General features: G+C 44.3%; 14 protein-coding genes. 4 read left to right on the top strand and 10 right to left on the bottom strand.

All coding sequences use genetic code 11. The features are described from left to right. Positions 1-40 precede the first annotated feature (40 nt). Positions 41-784 carry an SDR family NAD(P)-dependent oxidoreductase gene (locus J2736_RS06105; RefSeq protein WP_310224416.1) on the bottom strand — a complete coding sequence of 248 codons (744 nt, stop codon included), beginning with the start codon at positions 782-784 and terminating at the stop codon, positions 41-43. 63 nt (positions 785-847) lie between these two features. Then, complete coding sequence (locus tag J2736_RS06100; RefSeq protein ID WP_310224415.1) at positions 848-1,426, bottom strand: TetR/AcrR family transcriptional regulator; 579 nt, start codon at positions 1,424-1,426, stop codon at positions 848-850. Between the two features lie 178 nt (positions 1,427-1,604). On the opposite strand from J2736_RS06100, the gene J2736_RS06095 reads away from it, so the two are divergent. Both J2736_RS06095 and J2736_RS06090 read left to right on the top strand, forming a co-directional pair. Beyond that, a complete protein-coding gene (locus tag J2736_RS06095; protein WP_310224414.1) occupies positions 1,605-2,990 on the top strand; it encodes a catalase in 1,386 nt (461 codons plus the stop codon). Between the two features lie 261 nt (positions 2,991-3,251). Then, positions 3,252-4,343, top strand: a complete 1,092-nt coding sequence (locus J2736_RS06090; RefSeq protein ID WP_310224413.1) for a phosphodiester glycosidase family protein — start codon at positions 3,252-3,254, stop codon at positions 4,341-4,343. A gap of 69 nt (positions 4,344-4,412) precedes the next feature. Here the strand turns inward: J2736_RS06090 and J2736_RS06085 are convergent, their stop codons facing one another. After that, the gene (locus tag J2736_RS06085; RefSeq protein WP_173109105.1) at positions 4,413-4,856 is read right to left on the bottom strand and encodes a cell wall hydrolase; all 444 of its coding nucleotides are present in this window, start codon (positions 4,854-4,856) and stop codon (positions 4,413-4,415) included. Between the two features lie 63 nt (positions 4,857-4,919). Continuing rightward, entirely contained in the window at positions 4,920-6,494 is a 1,575-nt protein-coding gene (locus tag J2736_RS06080; protein WP_310224412.1) for a hypothetical protein, read from the bottom strand. Positions 6,495-6,610: 116 nt separating this feature from the next. Here J2736_RS06080 and J2736_RS06075 point away from each other — a divergent pair, with 116 nt between their 5' ends. Next, entirely contained in the window at positions 6,611-7,453 is an 843-nt protein-coding gene (locus tag J2736_RS06075; protein WP_310224411.1) for a helix-turn-helix domain-containing protein, read from the top strand. 47 nt (positions 7,454-7,500) lie between these two features. On the opposite strand, the gene J2736_RS06070 is transcribed toward J2736_RS06075, so the two are convergent. The 3 genes from J2736_RS06070 to J2736_RS06060 all read right to left on the bottom strand — a co-directional run bounded on the left by J2736_RS06070 (position 7,501) and on the right by J2736_RS06060 (position 10,984). Continuing rightward, positions 7,501-8,964 carry a flagellar hook assembly protein FlgD gene (locus J2736_RS06070; RefSeq protein WP_310224410.1) on the bottom strand — a complete coding sequence of 488 codons (1,464 nt, stop codon included), beginning with the start codon at positions 8,962-8,964 and terminating at the stop codon, positions 7,501-7,503. Positions 8,965-9,012: 48 nt separating this feature from the next. Further along, positions 9,013-9,801, bottom strand: coding sequence for an arylamine N-acetyltransferase family protein (locus tag J2736_RS06065; RefSeq protein ID WP_310225232.1), 789 nt, complete (start codon positions 9,799-9,801; stop codon positions 9,013-9,015). Positions 9,802-9,982: 181 nt separating this feature from the next. Continuing rightward, on the bottom strand, positions 9,983-10,984 hold the full coding sequence (locus J2736_RS06060) for a glycoside hydrolase family 130 protein (RefSeq protein ID WP_310224409.1): 1,002 nt from the start codon (positions 10,982-10,984) through the stop codon (positions 9,983-9,985). 119 nt (positions 10,985-11,103) lie between these two features. Between J2736_RS06060 and J2736_RS06055 the strand changes: the two genes are divergently transcribed. After that, a complete protein-coding gene (locus J2736_RS06055; RefSeq protein ID WP_310224408.1) occupies positions 11,104-11,952 on the top strand; it encodes a helix-turn-helix transcriptional regulator in 849 nt (282 codons plus the stop codon). A 54-nt stretch (positions 11,953-12,006) separates the two neighbouring features. On the opposite strand, the gene J2736_RS06050 is transcribed toward J2736_RS06055, so the two are convergent. Genes J2736_RS06050 through J2736_RS06040 form a run of 3 tightly spaced genes read right to left on the bottom strand, consistent with a single transcriptional unit; the run spans position 12,007 to position 13,918 of the window. Continuing rightward, the gene (locus J2736_RS06050; RefSeq protein ID WP_310224407.1) at positions 12,007-12,537 is read right to left on the bottom strand and encodes a hypothetical protein; all 531 of its coding nucleotides are present in this window, start codon (positions 12,535-12,537) and stop codon (positions 12,007-12,009) included. 18 nt (positions 12,538-12,555) lie between these two features. Further along, a complete protein-coding gene (locus J2736_RS06045) occupies positions 12,556-13,515 on the bottom strand; it encodes a D-2-hydroxyacid dehydrogenase family protein (RefSeq protein WP_310224406.1) in 960 nt (319 codons plus the stop codon). A gap of 37 nt (positions 13,516-13,552) precedes the next feature. After that, positions 13,553-13,918, bottom strand: a complete 366-nt coding sequence (locus J2736_RS06040; RefSeq protein WP_310224405.1) for a family 43 glycosylhydrolase — start codon at positions 13,916-13,918, stop codon at positions 13,553-13,555. Between the last annotated feature and the right edge of the window lie 7 nt (positions 13,919-13,925).

Below are 13,925 nucleotides of genomic sequence, written 5' to 3'. Positions count from 1 at the left end.
TCCACATACAAGTCGTATTAGGTTGCTTATTGCTTTATTCTTACCATTGACCCGCGTTTTGACCACCATCAACATGAAGAATTTCACCAGTTACGAAATCCGCGGACTCCAGATACACAATGGCTTTTACGATATCTGCAACTTCACCCATGCGGCCCATCGGATGAACTTTTGCTAGGAAATCATGCGTCTCAACAGCATGCATCGGCGTTTTGATAACACCTGGAGCAACAGCATTTACGCGAATACCCTTGTCTGCAAACTCAATTGCCATCGACTTCGTTACTGTGTTCAAGCCACCTTTGGTTAATGCGGCAAGTACGGCTGGTACAGCTTTAATTGGCTTTTCCGCGGTAGCACTTGCTGTAATATTGACGATATGACCAGAGCCTGCTTTTAGCATTTCCGTCACTGCACGTTGCGTTACATGGAAGAATCCAGACACATTCGTAGACAAGGCAGTTGCAAAATCTTCTTGCGTATATTCATTGAATGGTTTGGCAATAAAGATGCCCGCATTGTTCACCAACGTGTCGATACGACCAAAACGTGATAGTCCTTCTTGAATGATGCGCTCAGCGGTTTTCGGATCTGCAATATCGCCGGCAACATAGGCAACTTTTGCTCCTGAAGGATCGATCTCTTTCGCAACCTCAACGAGTGCTTGTTCACGGCGGCCATTAAGAACAACAGATGCGCCTTGTTTCGCTAATCCAATTGCAGCTGCTTTACCAATACCACTACTTGCCCCAGTAATAACGACTACTTTATTTTCTAAATTCATAGTCAACACCCCCCTTTTATCTACCTATTAAAAGGTAGATATTTCGTGAAAAACAATCCGCCTTTATTTAACCAAAGCGGACATTAAACTACTGGTGATCTGTTCGAACTTACTGGTATCATGAAAACTTCGTGAAAGTAATTGTGCACCTTGCAATGATGCAAGAAAATGATGTGCTTCTACTTCCGCGGTGCCTTCAAACTTCAGCTGTCCCTCACGCTTGCCCTCTTCCATCACTCGTTCTAACCACGCTAGATTAGCCGTGAAGAACTTGGATAGCCCTGCCTGCACTTTGCCTGATAATGTTGCCAAGTCAGCCGAAAGCGTGACACTCAAGCACGTGCAATACTCTTGAACAGGTCCATTGTACAGTAAGATGAATTTACGAAGCTTCTCCACATTGTTCGATGTGTCTGCATCGACTTGATCCACATACACAAGGAAGCTTCGGAGATACCTGGAAATCAATGCTTCCCCTAAATCCTCCTTGTTCGGGAAGTAATAATGAATACTGGCATTTCGTATACCTACTTTTTCGGCGATATGCGAGTAGCTGAATCCGTTAAATCCGAATTGCTGCACAATCGCCTGGGCTGTGTCCAAAATAAGTTCTGACGTGTTTTTGTTATTGTTTTTGTTCATGAGGTTATTCTACCTTTTAGTAGGTAGTATGTCAACCCCAAAGTTAAAGTTGCTATAATCCTGATGATACGCCCCCTTTTGGCATGATCATAACTATCTTCACCCTCGAGTTTGACATAATTGAAGAAATAGCTGCATAACGTTCTAAATCAAAGAGATGTGTACAGGAGGTTGAATCATGGAAGATAACAGAGAGTTGCCCAAGAAGCCTTCCCATCACGATGGCCGTCCTTCATGGGCAGGCGACACACCAGCTCAATTTCATTCCCAAACCGTTGGAGAGCGAGGCCCCGTACTGGAACAGGACAGTATGCTTCATGAAACCTTAGAAACATTCATACATACAAAAATTCTTGAAAGACCCGTCCATGTAAAAGGCTATGGCGCTTTTGGTTTTTTTCAGACGGTGAATTCGATGGCTCCCTATACGAAGATGTGCTTTCTGCAGAAACCTGGTCAACAGGTTCCCGTCACCGTCCGATTTTCCCTTGCGGTAAGTAACAAAGGCACCCCAGACACATCCCGAAACGTGCGCGGCTTTTCCACCAAATTTTATACGGAGCAAGGCGTTTTCGATCTATTGTGTAATCACATCCCTGTCTTTCTGGTGCGAGATGCGATCCGCTTCCCCGAATCCATCCAAGCCTTTTTACCCTCGCCGGTTAATAATTTGATCGATCCTGAACGTTTCTGGCGTTTTATTGCTCGAGCGCCAGAAGCAACTCATTTCCTCGTCCGATTATATTCGGATGCTGGAACCGTCAAGAGTCTCCGTCATATCCCAGGTCATAGCGTTAACACCTATGTATGGCGGAATGAGCAAGGTGCTCGTACTTTTGTGAAATATCTCTGGTATCCGTTGGCAGGCGTTCAATATATCGATAGCCGCGAAGCAGCCAAGTTAGCTGGCGAGAATCCCGATTATGCCGGTAACGACCTCTTCGATTCCCTTGCGACAGGAAAACCCTTCGAATACGGACTGTATGTTCAGTTGATGGATCCCAAAGTCGCTGAAACGCTGCATTATGACCCGTTAGACGATACTAAGGTATGGGATGAGAGACAGTTTCCATTGATGCCAGTAGGCCGTCTCGTCTTAAACCGCAATCCCGACAACTATATGGAGCAAGTTGAGAAGATTGCCTTCTCCCCCTCAAATCTAATAGAAGGAGCAGAACTATCGGACGATAAAATGCTGCAGGGACGAGCGAATATATACTCGGATTCTCAAAGGCACCGAATAGGTTCAGATTTCCGCAAAATTCCGATCAATCATCAACAAAACTGGACACCACGGTCACAAGTAACCAGCGGCGAAGGTAGATTCGTAGAGGGTCGCCTGGTACGCTCTGATATCCCTGAACCTGATAATTTCACACAAGCGGGTCAGTACTATAACACTCTCCCTCCCCTTCAACAGGAACATCTCGTAGAGAATTTATCCACTGATCTTTCCAACATCTCTGTTGATACACAACGAATCGTTCTCAGTTATCTTTCCCAAGCATCGGAAGAGTTAGCAAACAGAGTATCTCGGAAAATAGAGTTGCATCGACAAGATTAACTATTGGACTTATCGGCTGCCCATGAAGGCGGCCTTTTTGTCGTTCTTTCTCCATGTAAAATGAATATTCTGGCACCATTGGATCTATTTACACCGGTTTTAAACGATGAATTTAACCTTATTTTCATCTTCGCTACAGTTTTTTTTTATATACTTAAAGCAGCTTTATTCTTGTAAGGCGACCATATCTGTTACAAATGTGAGAGCGATGTTGATAGATTTGATAATAAGATCAGGTACAAAATAGATAAGAAAGTAGGCATGACATCCATGAAGCTAGCGGGAATCAATTACAAACATGAGCAAAGCGCAAGCTGGCTGAAACGTTCTTTATTGATTGGAACTATATTAATAGGTTTATCGGCAAGTTTTCTGTTCTTAACGCCGCCAGGCGAACGAATTCGTTTGTTTCTCGCGGACACGTTCATTGCTACCCAACATCGTGACTGGGCTTGGATTTTCGTAGGTGTGAAGAAACGGGACGAAATGATCCAAGATGTGATGCAAATGAGTGAATCCAACTCCATTGAGAAGCAAGATTTGAACGCAATCACCATTCAAAAGCATGATGGTAAGATTATTGATGTGCAAGACATCGCAGGACACGGCTGGGTTGGCAAACAAATGTATGTCTACGACCCAAGAGCAATTCGTGTTGTTGTTCCAAGCAAGGTGGGACAAGGGGAAACGATTAGTTCTATGGTTTCTCGTACAGGCGCACTAGCTGGTATTAATGGAGGAGGATTCGATGACCCGCAGGGACTGGGCAACGGTTTTGCACCTATTGGTGTTATTATGTCTGGAGGTAAGATCTTGTATACGAGTGTTGATGGGACAGTGCCACAACAAGTCGTTGCATTTGATAAGTCAGGAAAATTAATAATAGGGAAATACTCGATTGAAGAACTGTTAGATTTGCATGTAACCGATGCTGTATCCTTCTACCCGCGTATTATTGCGAATGGGAAACCTCTACCTATCGTGGGAGATGGTCTTAACCCGCGGACAGCCATAGGTCAACGCGCCGACGGTGTCATCATCATGATTGTCATTGATGGACGCCAAACCAAAAGTATTGGCGCTTCTCTCAAAGATGTTCAGGAACTTTTGCTGAAAGAAGGCTGTGTCAATGCTGGATTCTTAGACGGCGGAGCCTCTTCTGAAATGGTCGTGGGGAGCGAGTTAATCACGCATCCTTCAAGTCGATATGGTGAAAGAAGACTGCCTTCTGGACTCTTAATCTTTGAACATCCTGATAAGATTAATGTCCCGAATATTTGGGAAGGTGTCACTCACATTGATCCTGGTGGTGCTTATGATCATCCGGGTTATCAAGCGGAGCATAATAAGTAAAAAAGAAGCTGTCTCAAAAGTCCATTCAGACTTTTTGAAACAGCTTCTTTTTTCGTTAAATGCCTCACATTAAAATGTATTATAGACATTTTGACATTCTTTGGCTGTCGGCTCATAGAAACAGTGCTTCTTGTAACGTCCAGCTTTCGGCTGATTATACCACGTATCCGGACATGGTCCAGGATTGTCAAACGTGCCCGGTCGAAAATACCAGAGTGAAAACTTACCTGGCCAAACCCGCTCCCCATTTACAGCACGTTGTGCTAGGCGACGCTCTCTTTCTCTTGCATTTTGATAGTACAACCCATGCTGCAACGCTTCAAACGCATGCGGTTGGTTGATCATTTGGGGAATAGTCCGGAGATTTTTAAAATCAGAGCAATTTGCTCTTATTCGATTAATGCCAACATTGCCAACAAGCAGCATACCCGTTTCGCCTTCGGTCTCAGCTTCAGCTCGAAGCAACCTTGCCAACATGTCGATATCCTGCTTTCTAGCTTTTACGACTGCCATTCGCTCACCTCAATTGAGTATATGTCTAGACCCATCATATTGTAGGTGAAGCGGAAATGTGACTTACTTCCCACGAAACGATAATTTAATCTGATTGTCTTTCGCTCGCAGCGAATAGCTAGAATCCAACGTGCCTTGCAGCACTTGAAACGGGCTATATGCGAATTGATCATACACCATGTGCAGTTCGCTTTCCGTTGCATGTGTGATCCGCGGCAAGCTTTGAGCATTTGCGTCATATTTGGGTATCCATAAGATTTGATCCGCGTTCTTATCCATTGTTATTGACATGGCATCATCATCGAGTGTCACTGTAATTGTTCCGCAGGCTGTACCTGTAAATGAAAGAATGGCTCTGCCATCTTCCTCCTGATAGGCAATATGCTCAAATGTAAGTGGCAGCAGTTGTCCGTCAACACTATAAAATGGATATATCCCTGCACGAATGTGATTGCCGCTCCATCGATATCCATCCATTATCGGCAGATTGTTAAACTGTAATTGGTTGCCTGTACACACTTCATCCACATAACGCTCGCGATAATTTTCACAAAATAAGTGCATATCCCTGATCCAAAATCGTTCGTTCTCTGTATACCAATTGACACGGTAATACTTACTGTTGTACCAAACTGACGAACACCCTTTTTCCATCGAATCGCTAAAAGCAGCAACTACGGACGCTGGCGTTTCGGTGTAGGTACGCTTAAACCAACAGCCTGTTTCGCCAAGTGTTTCAACGTCTAGCACGCCTTCTTTTTGAAGTTTGGCTATCTGTTCAAATTGATACGTAAGTCCTTGACTCATCTTCTCCCAGCCAAAACTGTTCTCTTGTCCGACCTGGGTATAGCCAAAAGAGAGGCAATTGCCACTAAAGTTTTCTTTCAAGTACCAATCCGTCCACGTATTTACGCCACCACCAAGCGTATGATAGACAGGTTCAAGCGTGATGACAGGCTGATGGGCAGGTGCGCCAGTCTCTAGATTCAAACCTACATCGTATTGGTGAATCGGATCAGATCCCAACATACGCAGGATTGGAATGTTAATCTGTTGTTCCAGTGTTTGTGCGGGACTAAAATAGTTGTTGCGGCTTGGATAATACCCTTGATTATAATAGCCTCCCCAGAGATTATATCCATCTGTTCCCCACTGATCCTTACAAATACATAGGGCATCGATTTCATATTTTTCGGACAAATACGTTATTGTATGAGCATCCAAGCTCCAGGAACCAATAGATCTAGGGTATCTGTGAAACACCGTATAAAAGTCATTCATAATCGTATCAATGATCTGCTCCCGTTGTTTGCTTGTATATCCGACCGTAAATCCACAATGCGCATGCCAATCCCAAGGAAACCGGCCTCTCCACGGGATTCCAATTTTGGATGTCAACGGTTCTACAACCTCCAACCATACTCCAAGTTCTACGCGTTCCGAGTCTATTTCATCGAACAAAGATGTGTATTCGGGGCTACTCAATGCATCATATTGAAACAGAAATGTTCCTTTAAGCTCATGCTTCTTAAGCAGTTTTAGTTGCTCTACGACAGGTTTAACTAAATCAATGACTCTACCCGGCCTCGGCTCTACAGCACGAATAAAATTAATCATGTTGACAATCTGTCTTTTCAAATGAGAACCTTCTCCCGTTGATTATTTGTTTGATTTACCCAATGATATAACTTAAAATGCTTTCTAGGGAGTCAGAATCCAACGTAAAATGTGGACAAATCAACGGGAGTGATGGAATGAAGCAACAAGCTTATTATCGCAATATTTGGGATAACGACAACGATTACGCTGTAGATGACACCTATCTCATCGTTAACTGTACGGGATGTCAGGTTATGCAGAGTCGCTATGTGGCTAATTCCGTTCGGAATGATTATTTCTTGTTGTATATGGTCAAAGGCAACATTCGTGTACAAACCGGAGAACTTGACACATCTATGGCACCAGGTGAGTGCATCATCTTCACACCCCATCTGCCCTTCTATTTTGAAAGTGCTGGAGATCAGGAACTGGTATATGTCTGGGTTCATTTTTCGGGAAACTCGGCAGACGAAGTGTTGAAATCTTGTGGACTACCCACAGGCAAAGTGTACTATCTTAGCGGAATGGAAGAGATTATCCAAACATTTCAGTCTTTATTTCGAGTGTTTTCCCAGAGGGATTTATTTTTACAACTAGATGCAAGCCAATATGTCATTTCATTGTTGGTGTTCATCGGTCGAAATGTGCAGAAATCTAAGTTATCATCCACGAACCTTACCAATCGAATTGAATCCTCCTTGCGATTTATCCACGAAAATTTTCATCATCCATTAACCTTACAACAGCTTGCTGATATGGAACATCTGAGCGTCAGTCATTACAGGACTGTCTTTACAGAATCCTTAGGGATGTCCCCCTATGAATATATCCTATTACAAAGAATGAATCGCGCCTGCGATCTACTGCGCAATTCACGATTAAGCTGCGCCGATATTGCCGAAATGATTGGATATCAGGATCAACGCTATTTCAGTCGCTTATTCAAAATAAAAACAGGCATGACGCCTCACATGTATAAAAAACGAAAAAATGAATAAAGCAGCATGCCTCGGGCATCCTGCTTTATTCATTGCTTTTTAGTGTGTCATGGCGCCCCAATGAAAAATGGTCTTCGCGTATACATGGAGAATGCCACCTTTTGCAACTGCTCTTCTTGACTTCCTTCGATTCTATTAGGGATCGTCAATGGAGCTTTCAAACTAACCACATACTCACCGAAAGGAACTTGTTTTCCATCCGAATCTTTCCCATCCCAGTCAAATGTGATCATCGCACTCTGCATTCTCGTTTTAAACGTAAAATTGAGTACAGGCAGCTTGCCGCTCCACACAACTTCTTGTGAACGTTCGTAAAACGAACCTGTTACTCGCGATATTTCAATAACAAGATTGTCTGCCTGCTTAAGTATGATCCCGTTATCGCTTGCATTCATCCATTCGAAGCGAATTGGAACTGGCTGGCCATACGGGAAAATGCCATCAGACTTATTAGCACCTCGGTTTGTATCCAAGCCAATCAACGGAGCTAGTGGAAAACCACTCTTACCTCCTGTGGAATCTGGATCGTATTGGAACTGTTGCCAGTCTCCAGCCAACAACTGATTTGTAACAATGCTTGGTGGGATGTACGTCTCCGGATCCGCCGCTGGTTCCGTAACATAAACCCAGGCATCCCCAAGCCAGCTACTCTCTATATGATGCCAACCACTGCCGCTTTCGAACGCCGACACGACTTGCGGAGCAAGAGTTCCTCTTATGTTCGCTTGACGATTGGGGTGTTCATAGAGTGGCGTATTTTCTTTAAGCTCAATTGTTTCATTTCGCGTTTGTAAATCTTTCGGCAGCGAATAGGACAAATTGATCCATTGTTCTCCCAACCACGTATGGATATGAAACCATTCTCGATTGATTCGTTCAAAGGCGGTCACCGACTGTGAAGCACTCAAATAGCCGTTCACCTGTGAGTCCCCTTCTGGAACATCAAAAATAGGAATGCTTTCGTTCAAAGTAATGGTTTCATCCACTGGAATTCGATACGGAACAAGTTGATGCTTCGGTTTGATCCATTGGTAACCTAACCAAGTCTGAATTCTGTAGTATCCGTTGATCGTTCCCACCGATTTAAGCGGTTGCGGAGATATCGTATTCAATGTTTTCCCTTGCTCTCTTGGGTGATCGTAAAGGTACTCTATCCCTGTGGTTTGAATCCATTCGAAGAAGTCTTCAGGGAACTCGGGGTGTACAGGTTTAATCCATGTTTCTCCCTCTTCCGCCGATATCTTATACCATATCAGTGGATCGGATTCTTGAATAAGATGTGATTGCCACCCGGATTCGGCATCGAGCACATTTACTACTGCAGCTGATGTTGTTCCGATTTGTTTACCATTAGGAGTATCATACATAGCTGTTTGTTTCTCTGTCAGTATGAGCATTGTAGGCAGCTTCTTAGCTAGCAGCTCCGCTTCGACGGCGGTGGCCGGAGAAGACAACAATTGCGATAAAACGATCGACGTTACGAATACACAAGTCAGTACGATGCGCTTCAAACCCTCTCACTCCCTTTAAAAATACATTCCCCCTATACGCCTCTATACTCAACCGATAACTTTACGAAGATTAATGCCAAAATAAGATAACAACGCAGCGTCAAACGCTTCAGGCGACTGTGGCGTAAACGTACTTACTCCTTCCGCGTTGAAGATGCGGAACTCTTGATTAGCAACGGTAAGCCGTCCCTCTGGTGTTCGTTTTGCAACAATCGGATATTTATTGAAAATCGAATCCGGAGCCTGCTCACACCAGAAACTCGCAAACAAATAGTCTTTCGGTAGTTGCCGTTCCTCTGTAAAGGTGTAAATACGATGCCAACCGTTGTTTTTATGTTCGCACAGCGACCAGCCATAATCGGAGTCTTTCTCAAGCTTATAACATTCATCGCCTTGCTGTTGTTCCAATCCTTCGATGAAGGCAACCGCCCTGAGAGGCACCATGCCGCCAACACCAACATCGCAAAGATAGTTGACGCCTTCTGCTTCGACCTTTAGCACGTGATGACGCCTTTTGGGTGGCAGGTCAGCCGTGTCACGCCAAAATCGAGCAACGAAGTCCGTTACCTTGTAACCTAACTCACGAAGCAGCCAGCCGAATAAAGCATTTAGTTCAAAACAGTACCCGCCACGCTGTTGGATAACAATCTTCTGATAGAGATCCTGTGGATCGAGAGAGAGCGGTTTATGGGCTAGAATATCTAGATTCTCATAAGGAACTGTGTATAAATGCCGTTCCTGTAGATCAGCAAGCGTCTTGGCACTACCATCTAGTTCACCTTGAAAACCGATACGCGCTAAATAACTTTGAATTTGATTTTTTGTATTTGTATGCATGACTAGTACGACACCATCCTTAAGAGATTTACTTACTCTGATGAGAATTGCGGTTAAACAAATCATACCATGAGAAAGCTTCATTATCCTTCTTTTTGTCAGGACAGGACTACAAGCACAACAAAAAACCTCGTCATCCCTTTGAGGATATGACAAGGTTATTCGAATATTGACCGATTATTTATTTGTTTCCTTCCAAACACAACTTAACCAAATCATCCACATGAGCGGTTGCCAAGCACTCTACTGTATCCGCTGCACCGTAGTAAATTTTTACTTCACCATCATCTTCCAGCACCATACCTCCTGGGAAAATAACATCATTACGGAAACCGCCATCTGTTTCATAGCTAACTTCCGGAGCTAGTAATGGCTCTTTATAGAGGCCGATTACTTTCTGCGGATTATCCAAATCAAGCAGCATAATGCCAGCTGTATAGCGTTTTTTCCACGTGTTCTCCCAGCCATTTTTACCGCGGTTCGGATCAATATCAACAGCATGAATGGTCGTCAACCATCCTTTTGAAGTACGGATTGGCGGTGCAGCAGGTCCAATTTTATCATTCGCATACGGGACATGCTCGACACCTAGGACGAGATCAGTTTCTCCCCAGTACTTAAGATCAGGTGACTTGGAAAGCCAGATATCAAATTGATCTTTACCACGGCTGTACACGGGGAATGGACGCTCTAGACGCACATAATTGCCATTGATTTTCTCAGGAAAAAGAACCATATTCCGGTTGTCAGGTGCTGACATCGAGAGGATTTCGAAGCGATCAAAGTCATCCGTCACGGCAATGCCGCCTCTGACTCCATGACGCGTATCAACAGCAAAACACATGTATACGCGTCCATACATCACAGTTAATCTTGGATCATATACGCGCGTAATTTCCTCATCATAAAGTTTCCAGCAAGGGCGAGATTGCACATCCCAGTGGATGCCATCTTTACTGTAGGCAAGTCCTAAATCTGTTGTATGTGACGGTTCTAACGTTTCATTCTTGACGGAACCGTGGTCATTACGGAACACCATGACGTACTGGCCTTGGAACTTGGTGACACCTGCATTGAATGTAAGCGCTGTCGGATAGGGCACGGAATCTGCCGTAAGAATGGGGTTAGCTGGATGTCTAGTAATAATAGAGCTTGATTTTAATGAACCGATGGTTAAAGTCATCTGTGTTCCTCCTTCAATCTTATCTGACTTTAGGTTACAATAGGTGTGCTTACTATACTTATCATTCCTTGAACAAACCTCTCATTTCTTGAATAGGCAGTGATTCTATGACCTTTCCCATGAATAAACAGCTATCGGATTATCCGAATATCGGATCCTTCCCGTTTCATTTATCGATTAATCGGGTTGATCAGCATTTCCCAAGCCATCGTCATGATTTTCTGGAATTCTCTTTGGTTGTAGAAGGCCTCGGATACGAAACCGTCAACGGTCAAACACATCCCATGAAACCTGGAACTTTTACATTACTGCTTCCTTATCAAGTGCACGAAATCACTGCAGGTCCTGGCAGTCCTTTAATCTTGTTCAACTGTATGTTTGGCTTAGAGTTGCTTGGTGACCCCGCTGAACGACTGCTTCTTTCGGATCATAATCCATTCCAGACTCACTATGACCTAGGCATGGAGCAATGTGAGTTCATAACCCAGAAGCTTCAAGCTATGCTGCGAGAATATGAGTTGCCCGCTGATATGTGGCAGCCACTTCTCTTGAAAGGTGAGCTCCAGCGAATCCTTGCCTACTTGCATAGGCTTCAGCCAATTCCTTCACGTCAGCCGATTACGGAGACGCCACCCAAGACGGCTCTGCCTTGGACGATTTTGCGATATATTCATACGCACTATCGGGACCCGCTGACGTTGGAGCAGATCGGCGCTCATTTTCATTGCCACCCGTCTCGCGTAACTCAAATATTATCCCAACATCTAGGCGTAACCTTTGTTACACTGCTTCAGGAGACACGTATTCGTCATGCGTGCAGTTTATTAACGACTTCTGAGATGAAAGTGACGGATATCGCGTTTGAAGTTGGTTACGAATCTTTTGCTAGCTTTAGTCGTAATTTTCTGAAGCTTGTAGGTACTTCTCCTACGCAGTATCGAGCGTCCATGCGAGAGAAGTTGAAGTGAAACTACAAAAAACCGACTGAGACGAATCTCAGTCGGTTTTTGTTTGTACTGCTCCTATACAGATATAAATCGGATCAAACCTAGTAGGGCGAAAGCGAACAATACGATGCCAGCACCTATGCCTGTAATCGCGCTATTCGCCACTTTGAGTTTAGGAGAAACGATTATGGCAACCAGCGAGACGGCTACCATTAACGCGGCCAGTATCCACAAGCTGGGATCTTTAAAAACACTTTTTAAACTAATAAAATGAATGCCGACGATAAAAGCGATCCAAGGAGCAACATACGCTTGACGTTTTTTCCTGATGAGGACAAATGCTCCTGCACCGCCTACAACAAATTCCGTATAAAACGAAAGTAAATAATCACGAAAAGCAGCCTGATCATTCAATGCGGAGGGTTCCTGCCAGTTCTTCACGCTCAAATAGACACCTAGCAAGCAGACGAGCAGTGCTATCCCGGAAGAAATCCCCAGGTAAATTCGCCAACTTGGCCTAGGATTCTCTTGTGCCCAACCGAACCAGACGAAGCTAAACAGGCCAAATACAGATGCATACATCGCATAATCCCTTATGTATTCCAATCTGATTCCCCCTGTTCATTAATTCAATCTTCGCACAGGTTCACCGAACAGATAAGCTTCAATATCTTCCACCACGTCGCGATAAAAGGCTTCATAATTCGCTTTGGATACGTAACCGATATGTGGTGTTGTGAGCAGGTTGGGAAGCGATCGATAGATATCATCTTTAGGCAAAGGTTCCACATCGAACACATCTACCGCGGCACCTGCGATTCTACCAGACTGTAGAACATCTGCAAGTGCAGTTTGATCTACGATTGGCGCACGTGATGTATTAACTAAATAAGCTGAACGGCGCATCCGATTGAGCTCACCTGCCCCAATTAAACCTCTAGTTCGATCGCTTAGGACGAGATGAATCGATATGAAATCGCTGTTTTCCAGAAGTTCCTCCTTGGAAGCGGCTAATTTCACGCCAACCTCATCGGTCCGCTCTTTCGTCAAATTCTGGCTCCACGCCATGACATCCATACCGAATGCCTGACCGAATTTCGCGATCTTACTGCCAAGTTTACCAAGTCCAAGTACACCAAGTGTTTTACCGTACAAATCTGTTCCAAGTGTACTCTGCCATTGACCGCTGCGAATAGCGTTATGCTCGACTACGATGTTTCTAGCGAGTCCTAATAGCAATGCCCAAGTAAGCTCCGCTGTTGCATTGCCTGCTCCGCCCGTTCCGCAGACAATGATGTCTTGTGAAGCTGCTGCGGACATATCGATGGATGCATTGCGCATGCCTGTCGTAATCAGCAATTTTAAATTTGGAAGCTGAGCAAGCAACTCTGCACGGAAAGGCGTCCGTTCGCGCATAATAACGATAATTTCACAGTCAGCGATCTGTTCAAGCAATTCTTCTGGCTGATCGATATGATGTCCGATACTCTTAACCTCAACCTTATCCATGATCCGCTCCCAATTCGCGGAAGTTAACGCGACTTGCTGGTAGTCATCTAAGATCGCACAACGAAGTTTCTTCATAATTTTCTCTCCTTATAACAAATGATCATCCAGCGATCTAACGGGTACCTTCGAGCGTCATCATCGTTTCCGGCAGCACATGTGCATGTTCATTTATTAAATGAAATCGTCCATGATACGCATGGACTTCAGGTGCCCACGCACCATGCTGCGGATGGGCCCAAACGTCATCAGGAACAGTGAATACGGTGTAAGGTCCTTCCCATTCCGTTAAATTCATGCTTTTGTAAGTAATAATGCCATAACGTTCCAACCCATGCAACCTTGGCGAGGCTCCTGTATACAAGTAATACGTACCTGTACGGCTATCAGCAAAAATAAAAGGATCATGTGCAGGAATATCTGCTAATCGGTGACCTTGTTGTGGCTGAGCAACATCGCATGTTAAGTGATAGACAGTCAACTGGCGT

The organism is Paenibacillus qinlingensis, from assembly GCF_031455095.1.
Classification (GTDB): Bacteria; Bacillota; Bacilli; order Paenibacillales; family NBRC-103111; genus Paenibacillus_E; species Paenibacillus_E qinlingensis_A.
This window is presented reverse-complemented; position numbering and strand designations above follow the sequence as displayed.

Excerpts from the sequence above, each read along its gene's own strand:
- J2736_RS06100 (WP_310224415.1), bottom strand. The coding sequence starts at position 1,426 with ATGAACAAAAACAATAACAAAAACACGTCAGAACTTATTTTGGACACA.
- J2736_RS06060 (WP_310224409.1), bottom strand. The coding sequence starts at position 10,984 with ATGACTTTAACCATCGGTTCATTAAAATCAAGCTCTATTATTACTAGA.
- J2736_RS06105 (WP_310224416.1), bottom strand. The coding sequence starts at position 784 with ATGAATTTAGAAAATAAAGTAGTCGTTATTACTGGGGCAAGTAGTGGT.
- J2736_RS06085 (WP_173109105.1), bottom strand. The coding sequence starts at position 4,856 with ATGGCAGTCGTAAAAGCTAGAAAGCAGGATATCGACATGTTGGCAAGG.
- J2736_RS06075 (WP_310224411.1), top strand. The coding sequence starts at position 6,611 with ATGAAGCAACAAGCTTATTATCGCAATATTTGGGATAACGACAACGAT.
- J2736_RS06090 (WP_310224413.1), top strand. The coding sequence starts at position 3,252 with ATGACATCCATGAAGCTAGCGGGAATCAATTACAAACATGAGCAAAGC.
- J2736_RS06055 (WP_310224408.1), top strand. The coding sequence starts at position 11,104 with ATGAATAAACAGCTATCGGATTATCCGAATATCGGATCCTTCCCGTTT.
- J2736_RS06065 (WP_310225232.1), bottom strand. The coding sequence starts at position 9,801 with ATGCATACAAATACAAAAAATCAAATTCAAAGTTATTTAGCGCGTATC.
- J2736_RS06095 (WP_310224414.1), top strand. The coding sequence starts at position 1,605 with ATGGAAGATAACAGAGAGTTGCCCAAGAAGCCTTCCCATCACGATGGC.
- J2736_RS06045 (WP_310224406.1), bottom strand. The coding sequence starts at position 13,515 with ATGAAGAAACTTCGTTGTGCGATCTTAGATGACTACCAGCAAGTCGCG.